At 65.8% G+C, this 19,007-nt stretch carries 19 protein-coding genes; 4 read left to right on the top strand and 15 right to left on the bottom strand.

The window, feature by feature from the left end:
- Window positions 1-20: 20 nt before the first annotated feature.
- Window positions 21-257 (bottom strand): zinc-ribbon domain-containing protein, encoded by a 237-nt coding sequence (locus tag AC5RVN_RS13665; protein WP_494040260.1) that lies wholly within the window; start codon window positions 255-257, stop codon window positions 21-23.
- A gap of 143 nt (window positions 258-400) precedes the next feature.
- On the opposite strand from AC5RVN_RS13665, the gene AC5RVN_RS13670 reads away from it, so the two are divergent.
- Window positions 401-1,552 carry a GGDEF domain-containing protein gene (locus AC5RVN_RS13670; protein WP_494040261.1) on the top strand — a complete coding sequence of 384 codons (1,152 nt, stop codon included), beginning with the start codon at window positions 401-403 and terminating at the stop codon, window positions 1,550-1,552.
- Between the two features lie 23 nt (window positions 1,553-1,575).
- Here AC5RVN_RS13670 and AC5RVN_RS13675 read toward each other — a convergent pair whose 3' ends face one another.
- Window positions 1,576-3,108 carry a SulP family inorganic anion transporter gene (locus AC5RVN_RS13675; protein WP_494040262.1) on the bottom strand — a complete coding sequence of 511 codons (1,533 nt, stop codon included), beginning with the start codon at window positions 3,106-3,108 and terminating at the stop codon, window positions 1,576-1,578.
- 319 nt (window positions 3,109-3,427) lie between these two features.
- Here AC5RVN_RS13675 and mptB point away from each other — a divergent pair, with 319 nt between their 5' ends.
- Window positions 3,428-5,050 carry a polyprenol phosphomannose-dependent alpha 1,6 mannosyltransferase MptB gene (gene mptB / locus AC5RVN_RS13680; protein ID WP_494040263.1) on the top strand — a complete coding sequence of 541 codons (1,623 nt, stop codon included), beginning with the start codon at window positions 3,428-3,430 and terminating at the stop codon, window positions 5,048-5,050.
- A gap of 13 nt (window positions 5,051-5,063) precedes the next feature.
- Here the strand turns inward: mptB and AC5RVN_RS13685 are convergent, their stop codons facing one another.
- Together AC5RVN_RS13685 and AC5RVN_RS13690 are read right to left on the bottom strand one after the other, a co-directional pair.
- Complete coding sequence (locus tag AC5RVN_RS13685) at window positions 5,064-6,287, bottom strand: glycosyltransferase 87 family protein (RefSeq protein ID WP_494138305.1); 1,224 nt, start codon at window positions 6,285-6,287, stop codon at window positions 5,064-5,066.
- A 61-nt stretch (window positions 6,288-6,348) separates the two neighbouring features.
- Window positions 6,349-7,683 (bottom strand): glycosyltransferase 87 family protein, encoded by a 1,335-nt coding sequence (locus AC5RVN_RS13690; RefSeq protein WP_494138306.1) that lies wholly within the window; start codon window positions 7,681-7,683, stop codon window positions 6,349-6,351.
- Window positions 7,684-7,988: 305 nt separating this feature from the next.
- Here AC5RVN_RS13690 and AC5RVN_RS13695 point away from each other — a divergent pair, with 305 nt between their 5' ends.
- Window positions 7,989-8,201 carry a hypothetical protein gene (locus AC5RVN_RS13695; RefSeq protein WP_494040266.1) on the top strand — a complete coding sequence of 71 codons (213 nt, stop codon included), beginning with the start codon at window positions 7,989-7,991 and terminating at the stop codon, window positions 8,199-8,201.
- 51 nt (window positions 8,202-8,252) lie between these two features.
- Here AC5RVN_RS13695 and AC5RVN_RS13700 read toward each other — a convergent pair whose 3' ends face one another.
- From AC5RVN_RS13700 to AC5RVN_RS13710, 3 genes are all read right to left on the bottom strand, one after another.
- A complete protein-coding gene (locus AC5RVN_RS13700) occupies window positions 8,253-8,510 on the bottom strand; it encodes a DUF3072 domain-containing protein (protein ID WP_494040267.1) in 258 nt (85 codons plus the stop codon).
- A gap of 233 nt (window positions 8,511-8,743) precedes the next feature.
- The gene (locus tag AC5RVN_RS13705) at window positions 8,744-9,148 is read right to left on the bottom strand and encodes a VOC family protein (RefSeq protein ID WP_494040269.1); all 405 of its coding nucleotides are present in this window, start codon (window positions 9,146-9,148) and stop codon (window positions 8,744-8,746) included.
- 118 nt (window positions 9,149-9,266) lie between these two features.
- A complete protein-coding gene (locus tag AC5RVN_RS13710; protein ID WP_494040270.1) occupies window positions 9,267-9,914 on the bottom strand; it encodes a class I SAM-dependent methyltransferase in 648 nt (215 codons plus the stop codon).
- A 118-nt stretch (window positions 9,915-10,032) separates the two neighbouring features.
- Here AC5RVN_RS13710 and AC5RVN_RS13715 point away from each other — a divergent pair, with 118 nt between their 5' ends.
- On the top strand, window positions 10,033-10,521 hold the full coding sequence (locus tag AC5RVN_RS13715; protein ID WP_494040271.1) for a hypothetical protein: 489 nt from the start codon (window positions 10,033-10,035) through the stop codon (window positions 10,519-10,521).
- A 71-nt stretch (window positions 10,522-10,592) separates the two neighbouring features.
- On the opposite strand, the gene AC5RVN_RS13720 is transcribed toward AC5RVN_RS13715, so the two are convergent.
- The 8 genes from AC5RVN_RS13720 to AC5RVN_RS13755 form a co-directional block, all read right to left on the bottom strand.
- Entirely contained in the window at window positions 10,593-11,165 is a 573-nt protein-coding gene (locus tag AC5RVN_RS13720; protein ID WP_494040272.1) for an MOSC domain-containing protein, read from the bottom strand.
- 24 nt (window positions 11,166-11,189) lie between these two features.
- Complete coding sequence (locus AC5RVN_RS13725; protein WP_494138307.1) at window positions 11,190-13,592, bottom strand: ATP-binding cassette domain-containing protein; 2,403 nt, start codon at window positions 13,590-13,592, stop codon at window positions 11,190-11,192.
- A gap of 82 nt (window positions 13,593-13,674) precedes the next feature.
- Window positions 13,675-14,094 (bottom strand): VOC family protein, encoded by a 420-nt coding sequence (locus tag AC5RVN_RS13730; RefSeq protein ID WP_494138308.1) that lies wholly within the window; start codon window positions 14,092-14,094, stop codon window positions 13,675-13,677.
- Window positions 14,091-14,540 carry a helix-turn-helix transcriptional regulator gene (locus AC5RVN_RS13735; protein WP_494106534.1) on the bottom strand — a complete coding sequence of 150 codons (450 nt, stop codon included), beginning with the start codon at window positions 14,538-14,540 and terminating at the stop codon, window positions 14,091-14,093. Before AC5RVN_RS13735 ends, AC5RVN_RS13730 begins: the two co-directional genes overlap by 4 nt.
- 78 nt (window positions 14,541-14,618) lie before the next feature.
- On the bottom strand, window positions 14,619-15,611 hold the full coding sequence (locus AC5RVN_RS13740) for a 3-hydroxyacyl-CoA dehydrogenase family protein (RefSeq protein ID WP_494106535.1): 993 nt from the start codon (window positions 15,609-15,611) through the stop codon (window positions 14,619-14,621).
- A complete protein-coding gene (locus AC5RVN_RS13745) occupies window positions 15,608-16,102 on the bottom strand; it encodes a ribose-5-phosphate isomerase (RefSeq protein WP_494106536.1) in 495 nt (164 codons plus the stop codon). Before AC5RVN_RS13745 ends, AC5RVN_RS13740 begins: the two co-directional genes overlap by 4 nt.
- Entirely contained in the window at window positions 16,099-17,883 is a 1,785-nt protein-coding gene (locus tag AC5RVN_RS13750) for a dihydroxyacetone kinase family protein (protein WP_494106537.1), read from the bottom strand. The genes AC5RVN_RS13745 and AC5RVN_RS13750 overlap by 4 nt, the downstream gene beginning before the upstream one ends.
- Before the next feature lie 80 nt (window positions 17,884-17,963).
- The gene (locus tag AC5RVN_RS13755; RefSeq protein ID WP_494138309.1) at window positions 17,964-18,965 is read right to left on the bottom strand and encodes a sugar phosphate isomerase/epimerase family protein; all 1,002 of its coding nucleotides are present in this window, start codon (window positions 18,963-18,965) and stop codon (window positions 17,964-17,966) included.
- Between the last annotated feature and the right edge of the window lie 42 nt (window positions 18,966-19,007).

The raw sequence follows: 19,007 nt of genomic DNA on the forward strand, positions 1-19,007 counted from the left end.
CGGCCCGGCGTCCCGGTTGGTCAGCGCTGCAGCTCCAGCGCCCGCTTTTCCCGCGCGGAGATCTTCGAAACATAGCCGCAGTTTGTGCACGTGATCTGGTAGGACCGCGACGTGGTGAACACCGGAATAAAGAACAGCGTGAACTTGGTGGCACGCTCCTCAAGGTGGTGGTGCACGAACGAGCGGCAGTACTGGCAGGTGGCCGCCTTGCCGGGGAGGGCCTTAAGCATTGTCTTGAAACCAAAAAGAAGGAGCATGTGGTGTGCCTTTCGGGGTTGTCCTGCGGGCTGTCTGGCAACTGTAGGCCCTGCACATGCCGATGCCGTTACCCTGACAGGCACCCTGACCGGTGCAATACTGGGGATCGGCATGACTTCGGCATCGGGGGGACGACGGTTACATGGTTCTGGATACCGCGACTCTAAGAATCGCGTTTGGCCTGATGGCCTTGGTTCTGGTCCTCCTTTTCTACTTTTCCGCCTACCGGATCACACGCTCGCCGTACAGCGGATGGTGGTGCCTGGCGCTGATATTCTTCCTCGCCGGCTCCGCGTGCTTCCTGCTGGACCGTACCCCGCATCAGGTATGGGCAAACCCGCTGGGCAACGTGCTGCTCGTTCACGGCGGCGTTGCGGTCTGGGCAGGTGCACGTTCCTTGCGGACCATACCGCCGCCGAAGTGGGCCTTCACAGGCATACCGCTGGTCACCCTGGTCGCCTCGGCCCTGGACAGCCCGGCCACCAACACGTGGTCCGGCGGGCCGGTGTTCCTGGGAGCCATGACCCTGACCATCGGCTTGGCCTCCCACGAGCTCTGGCGGCTGGAGCCGGGTTATTCGCGCGTGCGGATTCCGATGGCCGTGGCTGCCGGCGGCATGTCGGTCTTCTACTTCCTGCGCTGGGTTGCCTTCCTGCTGGAGGGCCAGGACGGACCCACGTTCGTCACCGTTTTCGGGTCTGCCGTCACCACTATGGTGACAATGGTGCTCTTGGTAGTGGTCTCATTCAGCATGGCCGCGCTCAGCAGCGAACAGCAGACCAGGGCCCTCCGGGTGGTGGCTTCCCGGGACGACCTCACCGGTCTGCTCAACCGCAAGGCGTTCCTTGAACTGGCGGCGGAGCAGTTGGCGGACCGGGCCATCACCCGTGGCTCCGGCGCCCTGATCCTGGCCGACCTGGACCACTTCAAATCCGTGAATGATACCTACGGCCACGCAGCAGGGGACCGCGCCCTGCAGGCCTTCGCCGAGGCCTGCACCGGTACCGTCCGCTCCACCGATTTAGTAGGACGGTACGGCGGGGAGGAATTTGTCCTGCTTTTGCCCGGTACCAGTGTTGAGCGGGCAGAGATGATCGCTGAAGAAATCAGCAGGCGGCTGGCGGCAGCGCCGGCGGGGGAGGCAATGGAAATGCCGACAGTCAGTTACGGGATCTCCACGTACGACACCGGCACAACCGATGTGGACAGCCTCATCGCCGCGGCGGACGCTGCTTTGTACACAGCGAAGTCGTTGGGCCGGAACCGTGTGGCCCGCAGCGACCGGATGCTTTAGCACTGCCGGCCGGCTGCAGGGTTTCAGCTGCCGGCGGTGAGCTTTCCGGCCAGCCGTTCCCGCATCTGGACGCTGGCCGAGTTCAGGCCCAGCAGCTCCACCTCGCGGCCGTGCCGGCGGTACTTCTCCGTCACGGCGTCCAGCACGGCGATGGTGGAGGCGTCCCACAGGTGCGAGGCGTGCAGGTCCACCACCACGCGGCTGATCCCGGGCTCGGCGTCCAGGGCGTACTCGAACTGCATGTACAGATCGTTGGACGAGGCAAAAAACAGCTCGCCGTCCACGGTGTACGTGGCAACGTTTTTACCATTGACCTCGAGGACCGTCCTCTCAACGGTGACGAAGTGGGCCACCCGCCGGGCAAACATGGCCATCGCCGCCAGTACTCCGACGCCGACGCCGATGGCCAGGTTGTGCGTCGCCACCACTACGCCCACCGTGATCAGCATGACGGCGGTTTCAGACTTGGGCATCCGCCGCAGCGTCCGGGGGGCAATGGAGTGCCATTCGAAGGTGATGGCGGAGACGAAAATCATGACGGCGACGAGCGCTGCCATGGGGATGAGGCCAACCACGTCACCGAGCACCACCACGAGGAGCAGCAGGAAGACGCCGGCCAGGAAGGTGGAGACGCGGCTGCGCGCCCCGGATCCCTTGACGTTGATCATGGTCTGGCCGATCACCGCGCAGCCACCCATGCCGCCGAGAAAGCCGGTGACGATGTTGGCAACGCCCTGCCCCCATGATTCCCGGGTTTTATTGGAACGGGTGTCAGTGATGTCGTCCACCAGCTTGGCGGTCATCAGGGATTCGAGCAGGCCCACCAGCGCCATGGAGAGCGAAAACGGGGCCAGGACCTCAAAGGTCTCCCAGGTCAGGGGAACATTGGGAAGGAAGAAGTTCGGCAGGCTCTCCGGCAACTGGCCCTTGTCATTGACGGTGGGCACGTCCAGTCCTGCCAGGACGGCAACCACGGTGAGGACCACGATGGCAACCAGAGGCGAGGGCACCGCCGTCGTAATCCTCGGCAGTCCCACCACTATCACCAGACCGGCAACCACGAGGGGGTAGACCAGCCAGGGAACGCCGATCAGTTCCGGGAGCTGGGCCATAAAAACCAGGATGGCCAGGGCGTTGACGAAGCCCACCATGACGGACCGCGGGATGAACCGCATCAGGCGGGTGACACCGGCCAGGGCCAGGAGGATCTGGAAGACGCCGGCAAGGATGACGGCCGCAATCAGGTGGTCCAGCCCGTGGCTGCGCATCAGGGGAGCAATGACCAGCGCCACGGCCCCCGTGGCGGCGGAGATCATGGCGGGCCGGCCGCCCACGAAGGAGATGGTCACCGCCATGGTGAACGAGGCAAAGAGGCCAATCCGCGGATCCACGCCCGCTATGACGGAGAAGGCGATGGCCTCGGGAATGAGGGCCAGTGCCACCACCAGCCCGGCCAGGGCTTCCGTCTTCAGCCTGCGTGGGGAACGCAGGGTGGCCCGCACGGACTGCAGTTGCAGGGGTGACGGCGCCTTGTTTTCGGCGGTGGAAACAGCCATGGTCCGGCTCCAATCGGGCGTCGAAGGGGCGGCAGCAGGAAGGTGCGCGCCTTCGCAGGAAAGTGCGTGGTCAGGAAGAAGGGCGCTTCCTTGCGCCGGAGTAAAAGGCCGGCCGGGTGCGGGCGAACTGCCGCGGGCGGATTCTCCAACATTACCCGCAGCCCCACGTGAATCCACACCGGCGCCTGTTGCGAAACCGTGCCTTCCGGTGGTCCGTCATCCGGGAGTGGCAGGAAGGCCTGCTGGTAAAATAGCCGGGTTGCAGGGCGGCTTTTCGCTGGTGCAACCAGCGCCGTAACGAAGTAGGGGACCAACAATCATGACGGCAGGCGGTGCACACCTTGGAACGTCGGAAAGCCGGCTTGGCCGGCAGGTAGCCGCTGCCGCCGAACCCGCAAAACGCCGCGCCTATGTAGCAATCGTTGAGGGGTTCGTCGGTGCCCTCATGATGTTCGTCGGCTCCATCGGCACCGGCTGGATCGCCAATGGCTCGCCCATGATCCGCCAGCCAGTGGTCATCGCCCTCCGCACCGAAGGCTGGGGTGTTGCCATTTCCACGGTGCTGCTGACAGTGGGCGCCATGGTGCTGATGCGTTCATGGCTGCGCTTGGGGCAGCGGCTGGCTGATTGGGGAAAATCCTCACTTCGGTCCGTTGTCATCGCGATCTCCGCCTGGTCCCTGCCGCTGCTTTTCTGCGTGCCGGTCTTTTCCCGCGACGTCTATGCGTACACCGGCCAGGGCCGTCTGGTCCAGGAGGGCCAGAACCCCTACGAGGTGGGCATCTCCACCCTCAGCAACTGGTTCTCCCTGGGCGCAGACCCTGCCTGGGCGGAGAACAGGACCCCGTACGGCCCATACTTTCTGTGGCTGGCGCGGGCAGTGGTAGGCGTAACCGGGGCCCAGCCCGACATCTCCGTGCTGCTCTTCCGCCTCCTGGCCGGGGCCGGGGTGCTGCTCTGCGTCATCTACGTGCCAAAACTGGCCGAGCTGCACGGCATCAACGGAGCACGGGCGCTTTGGGTCTCCGTGGCCAACCCCCTGTTCCTGATCAGCTTCATCGCCAGCGCCCACAATGACGCCCTCATGGTGGGGCTCGCCGTCGCCGGCGTCTATTTCGCCGCTACCCGCCGTTACATCCTCGGGATCCTCCTGGTCACCGCGTCCATCGGCATCAAACCCATCACCGTGCTCCTGCTGCCGTTCATCGGTGTCATGTGGGCGGGCCCCTCGGCGTCCTGGCCACGCAGGTTCCTGATCTGGGGTGCGACGGCGGGCATCAGTTTCGCCACGCTGGCCCTCAGCGGCATCCCGTACAACCTCCGCATCGGCTGGACCTGGGCCATCATGGACCCCACGCCCGGTTACACAGGCTATTCGCCGTCCGGCTTCCTGGGCCAGCAGGTGGAGATGCTTGCCAACGCGCTGGGACTCCCGGGCGGGACGCTCGCCACCTGGCTTCGGGCCGGCATGAAATATGCCGCCATCGGACTGGTCCTGCTGCTGATGTTCCGCGGCGATTACTCCCGCGCGGTGCGCCGGATGGCGCTGGCGTTCACCGCCGTCGTGATGCTCTCGCCCATCATCCAGCCCTGGTACATCCTGTGGTTCCTGCCGTTCCTGGCCGTCACCGGCATCCGGGACGACTGGCAGATCCGGTCACTGTACGTGGGCGTGACGTTCTTTGTGGTGTTCGGGGCGCAGGATCAGCTCTCGGTATGGTCCTTTGTGGAGCTGCCCATCGATGCGTCCTCCCTGGCGTTCGTGACCGCACTGGCGTTTACGTTCTACCTTTTATTCCTCGATGTGCATACACGGAAGCTGCTCTTTGAAGGCAAGCCTGTGGACCTGGCTAAGCAGGGTTGGAACTGGGTGCTCGCCCGGCGGAAAGCCCGCCGCCTTCGCGCGGAAGAACCCGGCCGCCAGCAGCTGGGCAGCCGCTGAGGCAGTTGTCGGACTAGGCGCCGGCCGGTACCGCAGCAGGGGCTTTCCGGCCCAGTTCTGCCGTCCGCTTCACGGACCACCAGAGCAGCACCACCAGGAGCACATTGCGGGTGGTGAGGATCGCCGCCATTACCGGATGGGCATGGATCAGCGGCGTGTAGAACAGCGGATAGATCACGAACGTGGTGATGGCGATCCCCATCAGCAGTGCTGCCGGGACCTTCCACCGGTTCCAGTCGTGCGTGAGGCCGGCGATGATCACCGGGGCCAGCCAGATGATGAACTGCGGCGAACCCACCTTGTTGAACACGATAAAGGCGGTGGTCATCATCAGGGCACCCTCGAGGAATAGTTCCTCCCGCTCCGCGCCGCGGTTCAGCGCGCGCACCAGCAGGGCTGCAGCGCCCACCGCGGCCAGGATCAGCAGCGGCTGCATCAGGAACGCCGCCACGCTGGCTCCCGGACCGTACACCTCGGTGGAGTTGATGGCCGTGTTGTCCGCCATCTTGGAGCCCGCGATGTTGAAGACGCTCAGCCACACCCACGGCGTGGAGAAGGTTGCCTCGAGCTGCATGCCGCGCTCGCCCTGGTTGGTGAGGAAGTCCATGATGTGCGGCAGCCCGCCGGACAGCCACGTTCCCAGCGCGACAACCGCCGTCACGGCAACGCCGGACAGGACCACCTGGATGCGCTTCCGGCTGGCGATCACGATCGGGGCCAGCACGGCGGCCGGCCACACCTTGATCCAGGTGGCGATGCTGAGGAGGACCCCCGCCACCACCGGCCGCTGCGCCGCATACAGCAGCGCGATCAGCACGATGGGAGCGGTGATGCCTTCAACCCGGGCGAAACTGAGGTAGCCCATGAATACTGTGAAAAACAGCCACCACCAGGCAGGGGCGACGCCGCTGGCTTTCCGCGGACCCCGGGTGAGGAAGAGCAGGCCGACGGCGTTGAGGGCAGTGATGATCAGGAACCAGACCAGCAGGTACAGGCCTGGGCCGGCAATGTTCGCAAGGAAGATGGGAAGTTGGGCGAGCACGGGATAGACCCACGGACTGATTTTCCCGTCGAGGTCCTGGGGGTTGTAGCCGTCCATCGCCCATTGGCGGTACTGCTCGGTATCGCTGAAGGTATCGCCGTGCAGGAAGAAGGAGGCCATCCAGCCCAGGAAGTAGAGATGCACGACGGCGAAGCCCCACCACACGCTGGAAGGGCGCGCGAACCAATCCACCACCTTCGCCGGTAGGACTTTGGTGCGGATGCTGACCAGCCGGTCGAAGAAGCTCGTGGAAATCTTAGGACTCCTTCAGCGCGGGAGCGGGTGCGGCCGTCTTCCTGCCCAGCAGGTAGAGCCGGCGGACACTCCACAGGAACAGGACCACCAGGAGGACGTTGCGGAGGGTCAGCACCAGCGCCATCCAGGGATTGTTGTGGCTAAGGGCGTCGTAGAACAGCGGATAGACGAAGTACGTGGCCACTGCGATCACGATCAGCATGGCGGCCGGGACCCGCCACTCACGCCAGCTGTGGGCCAATCCGACGGCGACGGCCGGGGCCAGCCACACCATGAACTGTGGTGAGCCCACCTTGTTGAACACCACAAACGCGGTTGCCAGGGTCAGGGCGCCTGCCAGGAGCAGCTCGGTGCGGTCCACGCCGCCGCTGATTTTTCCGTTGTGCAGTGCCCAGAACGTCAGGCCGGCCACGAGCAGGGCAGCCAGGATCAGGAGGGGCTGCATCAGCACGGACATCACGGCCGTGCCGGGGCCGTCCACCTGCATCGAGTTGATCTCCGTGTTCATGTACATCCGGGAATCGCCGATGTTCAGGACGGACAGCCAAAGCCAGGGGGTGGTGAAGGTGGCTTCGAGCTGCATGCCGCGGTCGCCCTGCTGGGTGAGGAAATTCAGGAGTTTCGGGAGGCTGCCCACCGCAGCGGCCAGCGCAACCACGCCCGCCGACGTCACGATTCCGGCGAGCACCACCAGCATCCGGTTTTTCACCACCGCGAACAGGGCCAGCATGACGGCGGCGGGCCAGACCTTCACCCAGGTGCCGATGGCCAGGAGGACGGAGGCGATGAACGGCCGGCCCACTCCGTACGCAAGGGCTACGAGGACCAGCGGGGCGGTGAGGCCGTCCACCCGCGCGAACCCGAGCCAGCCCATCAGGAAGGTGAAGACCAGCCACCACCAGGCGGCGGGGATGGCGGCGCGGTTGCGGCCCCGTTCGGTGAGCTTCAGGAGGGCCCAGGCGTTAAGCAGGGTGGTCATCAGGACCCACAGGAAGAAGAAGGGCGCGGGACCGGCGATGCCGGCAAGCGCGATGGGGACCAGCGCGAGGATTGGGTAGACCCAGGGACTGACGCGGCCCGCGAGGATGCCTTCGTCGAAGCCGGCCACGGCCCACTCACGGTAAATGAACGTGTCGCTGAACGCGTCACCGCGCATTGAGAGCGAGGCGGCGAAGATGAGGAAGACCAGGTGCACCACGATGAACCCGGCCAGCAGCCCACGCCCGCTGTTCAGGCGGGTCCGGGCGGCGGCGGGAAGAATGCCGTTGCGGATCCGGGTGAGATTGCCGAAAATAGCGTCCGTGGAAATGGCGGGATCCTTGTCGGGTCGTGGCATACGAAGTGTCGTTGCGCTGTGGTGCGGGTTATGCCGGGGCGGGCGTGCATGCGCATTGCAGCGCCTGGAAACGGCTTTCGCCCGGGCTTAACTCTAAGTGTTGCGGATCAGGCTCCGTAATTATGGTCAGCTGCGGCGGCGGCCCTCCCCGCTGACCTGCGGCTACTTCCCAGTAGGTTTCTCAAGTTGCTGGCGGTTCAGTGTTGGGGGACCATGATCCAGGCACTAAGATGTCCGGCGGGCTTTCCAATCGGAAATTAGGGCCGCCTACCCACCACCTGAACTGAAATTCTCGAGGCTTTACCATGACCGCTGCTAACTTCCCCTTGACGTTGACCGTCGCCGACCGCCACAGCATGGACAGCGCTATCGATGCCGCCGTCACCGCCGCGAAGGCCCATGCGCTCGCGGAAAAGCGCCACGGCATCCTGGTCACGCGGCACAGCATGGACAAGTTCACCGTGGATCTGAGTGAAACCGTGCCCTTCGGGCTGACACGCGAACACCAGGCCTGGTAGCGCACCTACCCCTGTTTCGGTTCAGCGCCGCTCACTGCCCGTGGCGGCGCTTCAGCCTTCGGTGTTGCCGGAGTCGTTTCCTGAAACCCTGCCGCTGCGCTGCTGCAGCCGGTCGATGTGCTTTGAAGCCTCCGCCTTGCTGAGGTCTGCCGGGAGCTCTTCTCCTGCTTCCCGGGCAAGGGTGTCAAGATAGCTGCGCTGCGCTGCCGTCATGGGCTCGTCGCCCGTTACCCAGTCTTCGGGATCCCGGTTGAGGCCGGCATCCGGCTCAGGAGTGGGGCTGCCAAGTGTTTCCTGGTTGTTGTCCATGCCAGAAAGTCTAGGTGCAGGGACTGACAGGATGAACCACCCGCTCAGATGCCGCCGATCCAGGCATTCCTGAAGCGCCGCCTGGTTGGGAGGGGTTTCCGCCGGCCGGCACCTTCGGGGGAGTCAGGCCAGGTGCTCGCCGGTAAGGGTAGCCAGGCGGTTCAGGAGCTCGTCCTGGAACCGCTCGTCCGCTGAGCCCGTGATGAAGATCCGCGCCACTGCCGGCCCCGGAGCTACGCGGGCTGCCCATCCTGATGTGACTGCCTCACACTGGACGGCGTAGCACCCTGCAGAACCCAGCGGTTGCCATCCGGGTCCGCAAAGAAGGCAAACTCCACGCCTCCCAGATCCTGGACGTCACTGACCTCAGCGCCGCGCCGGAGGAGCTCAGCGCGCGCGACGCCCATATCTGGGACCACGAGCTGCAGGCCTTCCAGGCTTCCGGGCGCCATGGAGGTCATCCCCGTTCCGATGACGATTGAAGCGGCAGAGCCCGGCGGTGTCAGCTGCACGACCCTCATTCCCGGGATGTGCTCAACATCATGGTCAAGCACGAACCCGAGCCTCTCCGTGTAAAAGGACTTCGACCTGTCCACATCGGACACAGGTACCTGCACAACTTCAAGGCGCATCTCCATGCGCCCACAGTACCTTCATCTGGCCCGCCCGCAACGGCCGTGATCTGCTGCCGGGGAACGCCGCGGAACGGCCTGCACCGAAGTCATCCGCGCTGGCCTCGGCCGCCACCAGAAACTCTCACTGGTTTCCGTCAGAGCCGTGCTTGCGGGCAAGTATCCGAAAAATGATGCCCCCCGGGCCTTCCCGGTGCACTTCGGTAATGCTGAAGCCCGCGCCGGTCAGGTATGGCACAGGATCGCGGGTGATGTGGTCTGCGCTGAGGCGGACGCACAGTGGTTCAAGTGCGCGCATGACAGCCCGCGCCGCCGGGTGCGTGGAGCGCCCGTGTTCAGCCAGGACGAATACCCCGCCGGGCCGGAGGACGCGGTAGGCCTCGCGGCTGGCCGCCGCCGGGTCCGGGATGGTGCAGAACGTGAACGTGGAGACTACCGTGTCGGCGCTTTGGGTCGGCAGGTCCAAAGCCTGTGCGTCGCCGTAACGCAACTCGACGCTTTCGATCCGTTGTTCGGCTACCCGCCTGCGGGCGATGGCGAGCATCTCCTCGGAAAGTTCTATCCCGGTCACGTGTTCCACGTCCGGGCCGTACAGCGGCAGGTTGAGCCCCGAACCCACACCTATCTCCGTCACAGCCCCGCGTGCCATCGACACGGCCCAGTCGCGGGCGCCGACGGCGACATGGCGCTCAAAGAGGCCCATCCAGCGGTCATAGATGCCGGCGTTCTTATTGAACGCCTTTTTGATGTCTTCGTTGCTGGTTCCGCGCATGTCGACCTCCCGGAAAACCTGTTCGTTGATCGTAACCGTAGACAGACGGCAAAGTGCGGCCTATTGCTGAGGTGCTGCCCGCCGTAGGCTATGAGCACCATCACACCAAGGAGGCACCATGCGCACGGCAGGATCCACCACCGAAACCGAGCAGGTCCACCGTTTTTCCGAAAACCTCACGGCACATTTTGCCCGGGGTAAGGAATGGGCAACACCTGGCGTACAGGCCGCGCTGCAAAGAGCGGTGGCCGGACTGGATACCGGAAAAGAAACCGCCTCCCCACGGCTACAGGCGGTCCTGCGCCGGCTTGCCGACGAGGTTGCCGGTGGTGTGGAAACACTATCTCCACGGGTCCAGGAGCAATTGAAGCGTGTTGCACCGAAAGCCGCCGCGGCAGGGACCCTGGATCGGGTGGAAGCCCCGCGCCCGGCCCCACGGAAATGGTGGTGGGCAGGCGCGCTGCTGGGCATCCTTGCAGCAGGAGTTGCGGTTCGGCGCTCGTTGCAGGCGGCCGTCGAAGAGCCGGCGCCGTCGGTATCGGCACCGGAACGTGCCGGCGCCGATCCCGCAGCCGACGCAGCAGACCTTGCCGCAGGCCGGATATAGGCGCACGCAAAAGGCGTAACCCACAACCGGCTTGTTGCCCTGAGAAGCCATTCATGTCACCGTACCTCCGCTTACGGCAGCCTGCCCGGCCTTAGCAGGGTTGGCACGCCCGCCTGCGCGGGATCCAGTGCAACGGGACTGACCAGCACTGCCGGGCCGCGGTGAAGGATGCCGCCGGAGACTGCCCGGCAGCGGATTCCGCCCCTGCCCCGCATCGCGGCGTGGCCTCCCGGGGCGAGCACCTCGTTCATCCACGCACATGGGTGTGCGGGGCGCCCGCCGTGGAACTCCACCCGCGAGCCGCCGGATTCCAGCACGAAGTCCTGGCCCAGCAGCGGAGCCAGGTGTGCTCCCCGAAGGATGACATTCCGCCGGGTCGCCAACGGATCAAACGGTCCGGCACCCAGTTCCGCAGCCATCGCCTCTAAAGCCTCGACGGCGAACAGGGTCACCGCAGCGTCCATGTGGGCGGCTTTGCCGAAGAAGCGGTCGCCCGCAATGCCCTTGCCCGCCACCACTTCCGCCGTTTCGGCATCGGAAGTGGGCACATCAGCAGCACCGTCCCGTGCCCGGCCAAAGTAGGCGTGCGCCGGGGATACGAGCAGGTGCAGGATCTCGACGTCGTAGCGGTAGCTGTCGCTCATACCCCCACCGTAGGGCAGGCAGGCTCAGGCACTGACGTAGGCACCAAGGTGCTTGCCGGTGAGGGTTGAGGCGCCGGCCACAAGATCAGCCGGTGTGCCCTCGAAAACGATCCGCCCGCCGTCGTGCCCTGCTCCCGGACCCAGGTCGATGACCCAGTCGGCGTGCGCCATCACCGCCTGGTGGTGCTCGATGACGATCACTGACTTGCCCGAGTCCACCAGCCGGTCCAGCAGGCCCAGCAGGTTCTCCACGTCCGCCAGGTGCAGGCCGGTGGTGGGCTCATCGAGGACGTACACGTCGCCCTTCTCGGCCATCTGGGTGGCGAGCTTGAGGCGTTGGCGCTCGCCGCCCGAAAGCGTGGTCAGTGGCTGGCCCAGGCTCAGGTAGCCCAAACCCACGTCCTCAAGCCGGTCCAGGACAGTCCGGGCAGCCGGTGTCCTGGCATCGCCGTCGGCGAAGAAGGCGGCCGCCTCCGTGACGGACATTGCCAGCACGTCGGCGATGTTCTTGCCGCCAAGGGTGTATTCCAGCACTGACGCCTGGAAGCGGCGGCCCTCGCAGTCCTCGCACGGGGACTCCACGGTGGCCATCACGCCCAGTTCCGTGAAGATGACGCCGGCACCGTTGCAGGTGGGGCAGGCGCCCTCGGAGTTCGAGCTGAACAGCGCCGGCTTGACGCCGTTGGCCTTGGCGAATGCCTTGCGGATGGGCTCCAGCAGGCCGGTGTAGGTGGCGGGGTTGCTGCGGCGGGATCCACGGATGGCGCCCTGGTCGATCACCACCACACCGTCGCGCTGGGCCACCGAGCCGTGGATCAGGGAGCTCTTGCCCGAGCCGGCCACCCCGGTGACCACCGTGACGACACCCAAGGGAATGTCGACGTCGACCCCCTGCAGGTTGTGCGTGGCCGCGCCCCGGACCTCCAGCGCGCTGGAGGCCTTCCTAACCGAGTCCTTCAGAGCTGCACGGTCGCCGAGGTGGCGTCCGGTGATGGTGTCACTGGCGCGAAGGCCTTCGACGCTGCCTTCGTAGCAGACCGTGCCACCCGCGCTGCCCGCCCCGGGACCGAGGTCAACGACGTGGTCGGCAATGGCGATGGTTTCCGGCTTGTGCTCCACCACGAGAACGGTGTTGCCCTTGTCCCGCAGCTGCAGCAGCAACTGGTTCATCCGCTCGATGTCGTGCGGGTGCAGCCCAATGGTCGGTTCGTCAAAGACGTAGGTGACGTCGGTGAGGGAGGACCCGAGGTGGCGGATCATCTTGGTGCGCTGGGCCTCGCCGCCGGAGAGGGTGCCGGCGGGCCGGTCGAGGCTGAGGTAGCCGAGGCCGATGTCCGAGAACGAGTCCAGCAGGTGCTGGAGGCCCTTGAGCAGGGGAGCCACGGACGGGTCCTTGAGGTCCCGTACCCACCCGGCGAGGTCGCTGATCTGCATCTGGCACAGCTCCGCGATGTTCTTGCCGTTGATCCGGGAGGACAGGGCCTGCCGGGTCAACCGGGTACCTGCGCATTCGGGGCAGGTCTGGAAGGTCACGGCCCGCTCCACGAACCGGCGCACGTGCGGCTGCATCGCCTCGGGGTCCTTGGACAGCATGGATTTCTGGATTTTCGGGATGATCCCCTCGAAGGTCAGGTTGACGCCCTCCACCTTGATCTTGGTGGGCTCCGCGTACAGCATCGTGTCCAATTGCTTCGCGGTGAACTTCGAAATTGGCTTGTCCATGGGCAGCCCCATGCCCTCGAACAGCCGCCCGTACCAGCCGTCCATGGAGTAGCCCGGTACAAGCAGCGCACCCTCGCCAAGGGACTTGCCGTCGTCGTACAGCGCTGTCCGGTCGATGTCGCTGACGGCACCCATGCCCTCGCACCGCGGGCACATCCCGCCTAGATAGACGGCCTGCTGGACAACGGCCTTCTCCACCCGCCCGCCCTTTTCCGTGGACATGACGCCGCTGGCCTTGCGGGTGGGAACGTTGAAGGAGTATGCCGTGGGCGGGCCGACGTAGGGGGAGCCCAGGCGGCTGAAGAGGATGCGGAGCATGGCGTTCGCGTCAGTGGCGGTGCCCACGGTGGAGCGCGGGTTGGCTCCCATGCGCTCCTGGTCCACGATGATCGCGGTCGTCAGCCCTTCCAGGAAGTCCACCTCGGGACGGGCCAGCGAGGGCATGAACCCCTGGACGAACGCGCTGTAGGTCTCGTTGATCATCCGCTGTGACTCTGCGGCGATGGTGGCGAATACCAGCGAGCTCTTGCCCGAGCCTGACACGCCCGTAAACACGGTAAGCCGGCGCTTCGGCAGCTCAACGCTGACGTCCTTGAGGTTGTTCTCCCGAGCACCCTGCACGCGGATGAGGTCGTGCGTGTCGGCAGGGTGCAACCCGTTGGCCCGGGGGCCGGTGCTCGTGGCGGTGCTGGTGTCCGTGCTCATCGGGTCTCCATCTGTTGGGCTTCCTTGCCCGGGGGACCACGCTCGCAGCCTCCCGGGCGTCGCTGGCTTACATCCTCCCAGTTCAGGGCTGCTGGTTGATCCGGACGGTGTTGCCTGCCGGGTCCCGGAAGGCGCAGTTGCGGATACCGTAGGGCTGGTCCACCGGTTCCTGGACGACGTCGGCCCCCGACGCTTCCACGTGGGCGAAGGCGGCGTCGACGTCCGGGGCGGAGAGGATGACGGTGGCGTAGGTGCCCTTGGCCATCATTTCGGCAATGACGCGGCGTTCGTCGTCGGTGATTCCGGGATCCACGGCCGGCGGGTACAGGACGATGGAGACGTCCGGCTGTCCGGCGGGACCTACGGTGATCCAGCGCATGGTGCCGCGGCCAACATCGTTGCGGACCTCGAAGCCAAGGGCGTCGCGGTAGAACGCCAGGGAGGCGTCAGGATCGGTGTGCGGGAGGAAACTTGAGCTGATGCTGATGTCCATGGCAGTCATGCTAGTTGCGGTTCCGGAACCGGTGCTTCTCGATTCCTGACCGGTCTTGTCACCTGTTTGGCTACACAGGCGGGAATGCCCGCCGTCGACACCGCCGCCTCCTGTTTGTAGGTGCTGGGCGGCATGCCCACCAGCTCGGTGAAGCGGGTGCTGAACGTCCCCAGGGAGGAGCAGCCGACGGCGAAGCACACCTCCGTGACGGAAAGGTCGCCGCGGCGAAGCAGCGCCATGGCCCTTTCAATGCGCCGGGTCATGAGGTAGCTGTAGGGCGATTCCTGGTAGGCGAGCCGGAACCTGCGGCTGAGGTGCCCGGCGGACATGTGGACGCCCCGGGCCAGGGACTCGACGTCCAGCGGCTGCGCGTAGTCCCGGTCGATCCGGTCCTTGACCCGGCGAAGTTCCTTCAACTCGCGCAGGCGCGCATCGGAGACGGGGCTGGAGGTCACCTTTCCGATGGTGCTACTTGGCGGGGAAGTTGTCCAGAGGCGGGTATCCCGTCTCTGGAAGCATCGGTGGAAGCGTCCTCAGCTGATCGGCGCGGGGCCGAGCTCATCGAGGAGTTTCTGCATGGCCACGTAGGCCTTGTTGCGGTAGGCGATCAGCTCGGGTGTGCGGTCGGCCGGGACGTTGAGGAAGCCGGCGCCCGTCTTGGTGCCGAGCTTTCCGGCATCCACCAGGTCGCTGAGGATCTTCGGGGTGGCGAACCTTTCGGGGAAATCCTTTTGCAGGGACGTGTAGCAGAAGTTGTACACGTCCAGCCCGGCCATGTCCGCGATGGCGAACGGCCCGAAGAACGGCAGCCGGAAGCCAAAGGTGGTGCGGACCAGGGTGTCCACGTCGTCCGCCGTCACGATTCCCTGCTCCACAAGCTGCGCGGCTTCGTGGAAGAGCGCGTACTGCAGGCGGTTGAGCACGAACCCGGTGACGTCCTTCACCACGGCGGTTTGTTTGCCTGCCGCGTGGACCAGTTCGCGGACAGTGCCCACGGTGGCGGCCGATGTGCCGGCGTGGGGAATGATTTCCACGCCGGGGATGAACGGCGAGGGGTTGGAGAAGTGGACACCGAGGAACCGTTCAGGGTTGGAGACCGGCCCGGACAATTCTGCGATGGAGATGGTGGAGGTGTTGGAGCCGATGATGGCGCCCGGCCGGGCGGCGGCGCTGATGCGGGCCAGCGTCTGGTGCTTGATGGTGATGACCTCGGGAACGGCCTCCTCGATGAAGTCCGCGTCTGCCACAGCTTCCTCGATGTCCTTGGCGGCCCAGAGGTTCTGCTTCAGGATTTCCGTGGAGCCGGCGGGAAACAGGCCGTCGGCCACGAACTGGTCGGACTCCACGAGGAGGCGGTCATAGTTGCTTTCGGCTACCTCCGCGGACACGTCGGCGAGAGCCACGCGCGCTCCGCCCAGGGCGAGGACCTGGGCGATCCCGCCGCCCATGTAGCCGGAGCCGACGACGGCAATCTTCCTGCCGCCGTTGGCGTCCACAGGGTTGGAGGTGCTTGCTGGTCCGGTCATGATGAGGCTGCCTTCGTGTAGTCGGGCTCGTAGGAGCAGATGGCGTCCACCTTCGCGGCGGACGCCGAGTTTTCGTCAAACCGGTAGCCGAGCCAGTCGCCCACCAGTTTCTTGGCCAGTTCCAGGCCGATGACGCGCTGGCCCAGGGTGAGGACCTGCGCGTTGTTGCTCAGCACCGAGCGCTCCACGGAGTAGGCGTCGTGGGCTGTGACTGCACGGATGCCGGGGACCTTGTTGGCCGCGATGGCCACGCCCAGTCCCGTGCCGCAGATCAGCAGGGCCCGGTCGGCCTGGCCCTCGGCTACTTTGCGGGCGGCGTCGACGGCGACGTGCGGGTAGGCGGTAGTGTCGCCGGCACCAACACCGACATCCACAACGGATACAACGCGGCTGTCAGCTTCGAGCAGCGCCTTGAGCGCTTCCTTGTATTCGACGCCGGCCTCGTCGTTTCCGATGACGATGCGCCATCCTGCTCCGGTAACCGTGGTCATGACTGTGCTCCATTTCCGGCCACCAATGCAGCCACCCTGGGATAGGGCAGGGGCCCTGAGGAATCGAAGTAATCAGAAACCCGCGTCGCGATGAGGGCAAAGGACACCGCTCCGGGATCCGGGTGGCCCAGGCTCTTTTCGGCCAGCGGCCGAGCCCTCCCCTTCCGCGGGCGCAGGGATGCGGTGGCATCGGCTGCCTGGCGGGCGGCGGTCACGGCGGAGGCCATGGCCCCGGTCGCCGTTGCCCCGTCGTCCACTGCCGCCACGAAGGCGTCCCGGAAGGGAAGCAACGCATCCACCATTGTCTTGTCGCCCATATCAGCCTTGCCCAGGCTGGTGACGGCGTCCACGAAGGCGGTCACGGCGGCCGCCGCGTCCCCACCGTTGTATGCGTGTTTGTTGCCGAGCGCCCGCCCGGCTGCCTGCAGCGCGGATCCCCAGAGTGCCCCGGACGTTCCGCCTGCGCGTTCGCTCCAGGCTTCCCCGGCTGCGGCCAGCACCCGCTGCACGGAAGCGTCGGCAGCCGTGGCGTCCCGGGCGGCTGCCGCTGCCGCTTCCGCGCCGCGCCGCATGCCGATGCCGTGGTCGCCGTCGCCGGCTATGGCGTCCAGCCTGCCCAACTCGGTTTCGTGATGGACGACGGCGCCCCGCACCTGGGCGAGGACCGCGGCTGCCAGCCGGCCCAAATCAGCCGCTGCCGCCGTCGTTTCTTCCGCTTCAGCAGGCGGCGCGCCCTCGGGTTCTGCCGGATCCAGGGCCCGTCGTGCCCGGCGTTCACGCCCGGCCATGCTGCCTTTGCGGTATCCGGGAGCATCCGCCGGGGCGCACCAGTACCGTTCCAGTTCGGTGTCCAGCCACAGCAGCGTGAGGGACAGACCGGACATGTCCAGGCTGGTGACCAGTTCCCCGCATTCCGGTTCCACGATGGTCAGGCCAGCTGCGGTGAGGAGCTTCTCCACCTTGCCGAACAGCAGGAACAGTTCTTCATACTTCACCCTCCCCAGGCCGTTGAGGATTACCGCCACCCGGTCCCCGGCATCATCGGGCTTGTCCTTCAGCAGGCGGGAGACGAGCAGATCGGCGAGTTCGGACGCCGTGGGCAGAGGATGCATGGAAATTCCCGGCTCGCCATGGATGCCCAGTCCCAGGGACATCTGGCCGGCCGGGACGTGGAACAGCGGCTCGGCGGCGCCGGGAAGGGTGCAGCCGTCGAAGGCCACACCGAGGGTGCGGGTCCGGTAGTTGGCGAGGACAGCCAGCCGTTCGACGTCGTCCAGTTCCAGTCCCGCTTCGGCCGCTGCGCCGGCGACCTTGAAGACCGTCAGGTCGCCGGCAATCCCGCGGCGCTTATCGATTTCATCGAGGGGAGCGCTCGCGATGTCGTCCGTGGCCAGGACAGTGCGGGTCTGTATGCCTTCGGCGTTGAGCCGCTGCTGTGCCTCGCCGAAATGGATTACGTCCCCGGCGTAGTTGCCGTAGCTCAGCAGGACCCCGCCGCCGGCGCTCGCGGCCTTGGCCACCCGGTACACCTGCCCGGCGGACGGCGAGGTGAAGATGTTGCCGCAGACGGCACCGGCAGCCAGGCCCGGACCCACCAGGCCGGCGAAGGCGGGATAGTGGCCGGAGCCGCCACCCACCACCACCGCCACCTGGCCTGCGGGCAACTCGGTGGAACGGACTACCCCGCCGTCCACCCGGGCAACGTGGGCGCGGTTGACGGCCACAAAGCCGTCCAGCGCCTCGTCCACGAAGTCGGCCGGATTGTCGAAGATCTGGGTCATGGTTTCCTCAATGCATCCTTGCTGCTGGAAAAGTCGTGCCCTCAGCGGGCGCGCCCTGTTGCCTGACGCCGTTGGCGCCGTTACACCCTGGCGAGATCCGCCGTCGGCTGTTGCCGCCCCTGTGCAACCTGGCTCTCGCCGAGCGCGTAGCCCTCCCTCTTGGGAAGGACGTGCCGGCGAAGGTAATCCTGGTTGCCGGCTGCAACGCTCAGCCCGTCTCCGCCGTAGTGCTCGGTGCAAAGAATGCCCTGGAAGCCCACTGACAGGGCCACTTTGAACGCCTCCCGGTAATTGATGAGGCCGCTTTGCATCGGAGCCGGCATGGTGGCGTACATATCCCGGGCCACGTCCTCGTCGCGGTAGTAGTTCTTCATGTGCCAGTAGTTGGAGAAGGGCAGGGTCCTGGCTACGAGCTCACGCCAGTCCTCAACTGGCCGGTGGAGCCGGATCAGGTTCCCGAGATCCGGGTTGAGTCCCACGTTCGACAGTCCAATGTCCTGGACCAGCCTCACCGAGGAGTCAGCGGTGCCGAGGTAGGTGTCCTCGTACATTTCGAGCGAGAGCAGGACCCCCACCTCTGCGGCATGCCTGCCGAGTTCACGCAGGCGGGCCACGGCGTTGCCCCACGTTTCCTTGTCAGCCGCCGGGTCCTTGTGGCCCTCGACAGTCCAGAACCACAGCTGTTGTTGCTGCTCGTGCGTGATGGCCTGGTGCAGGCCGACGGAGACGACCTCGCAGCCGAGCTCTGCAGCCGCGTCAATGGTGCGGTGGCTGTAGGCCAGGTTGGCTTCCCAGTTGGCTTCATCGATGACGCTGCGGCGAATGGCGGAGATGGCCGGAAGGCCAATTCCAACGTCCTCCGCGGTCTGCTTGAATTCGGCGAGGCGATACTTGCTGAGGTCACCGGGACGAACCCAGCTGTCCGTCAGGTCCGCGTTCGCGAAACCGGCGTCCCTGACCTCGGTAAGTGCCTCGGCCCAGGCGGACGGTTCCGCGTCATTGATGTGCGTTCCTTGGCCGGTGGTGCCCGGGAATGGCAGCATCGCCGCAGCGATGGGCCAATTGGCGGCTGTGTAGGCCATAGATGCTCCGATGTCTGAAGAGGGAAACGCCTTATGCAGCGG

Source organism: Arthrobacter sp. sptzw32, assembly GCF_059089735.1.

What these genes read in the sequence shown, in the direction of transcription:
- AC5RVN_RS13725 (WP_494138307.1), bottom strand. Translation starts at nt 13,592, where the DNA reads ATGAGCACGGACACCAGCACCGCCACGAGCACCGGCCCCCGGGCCAAC.
- AC5RVN_RS13705 (WP_494040269.1), bottom strand. Translation starts at nt 9,148, where the DNA reads ATGGAGATGCGCCTTGAAGTTGTGCAGGTACCTGTGTCCGATGTGGAC.
- AC5RVN_RS13665 (WP_494040260.1), bottom strand. Translation starts at nt 257, where the DNA reads ATGCTCCTTCTTTTTGGTTTCAAGACAATGCTTAAGGCCCTCCCCGGC.
- AC5RVN_RS13690 (WP_494138306.1), bottom strand. Translation starts at nt 7,683, where the DNA reads ATGCCACGACCCGACAAGGATCCCGCCATTTCCACGGACGCTATTTTC.
- AC5RVN_RS13745 (WP_494106536.1), bottom strand. Translation starts at nt 16,102, where the DNA reads ATGACCACGGTTACCGGAGCAGGATGGCGCATCGTCATCGGAAACGAC.
- AC5RVN_RS13750 (WP_494106537.1), bottom strand. Translation starts at nt 17,883, where the DNA reads ATGACCCAGATCTTCGACAATCCGGCCGACTTCGTGGACGAGGCGCTG.
- AC5RVN_RS13740 (WP_494106535.1), bottom strand. Translation starts at nt 15,611, where the DNA reads ATGACCGGACCAGCAAGCACCTCCAACCCTGTGGACGCCAACGGCGGC.
- AC5RVN_RS13670 (WP_494040261.1), top strand. Translation starts at nt 401, where the DNA reads ATGGTTCTGGATACCGCGACTCTAAGAATCGCGTTTGGCCTGATGGCC.
- AC5RVN_RS13730 (WP_494138308.1), bottom strand. Translation starts at nt 14,094, where the DNA reads ATGACTGCCATGGACATCAGCATCAGCTCAAGTTTCCTCCCGCACACC.
- AC5RVN_RS13675 (WP_494040262.1), bottom strand. Translation starts at nt 3,108, where the DNA reads ATGGCTGTTTCCACCGCCGAAAACAAGGCGCCGTCACCCCTGCAACTG.
- AC5RVN_RS13720 (WP_494040272.1), bottom strand. Translation starts at nt 11,165, where the DNA reads ATGAGCGACAGCTACCGCTACGACGTCGAGATCCTGCACCTGCTCGTA.
- AC5RVN_RS13715 (WP_494040271.1), top strand. Translation starts at nt 10,033, where the DNA reads ATGCGCACGGCAGGATCCACCACCGAAACCGAGCAGGTCCACCGTTTT.
- AC5RVN_RS13700 (WP_494040267.1), bottom strand. Translation starts at nt 8,510, where the DNA reads ATGGACAACAACCAGGAAACACTTGGCAGCCCCACTCCTGAGCCGGAT.
- mptB (WP_494040263.1), top strand. Translation starts at nt 3,428, where the DNA reads ATGACGGCAGGCGGTGCACACCTTGGAACGTCGGAAAGCCGGCTTGGC.
- AC5RVN_RS13710 (WP_494040270.1), bottom strand. Translation starts at nt 9,914, where the DNA reads ATGCGCGGAACCAGCAACGAAGACATCAAAAAGGCGTTCAATAAGAAC.
- AC5RVN_RS13695 (WP_494040266.1), top strand. Translation starts at nt 7,989, where the DNA reads ATGACCGCTGCTAACTTCCCCTTGACGTTGACCGTCGCCGACCGCCAC.
- AC5RVN_RS13755 (WP_494138309.1), bottom strand. Translation starts at nt 18,965, where the DNA reads ATGGCCTACACAGCCGCCAATTGGCCCATCGCTGCGGCGATGCTGCCA.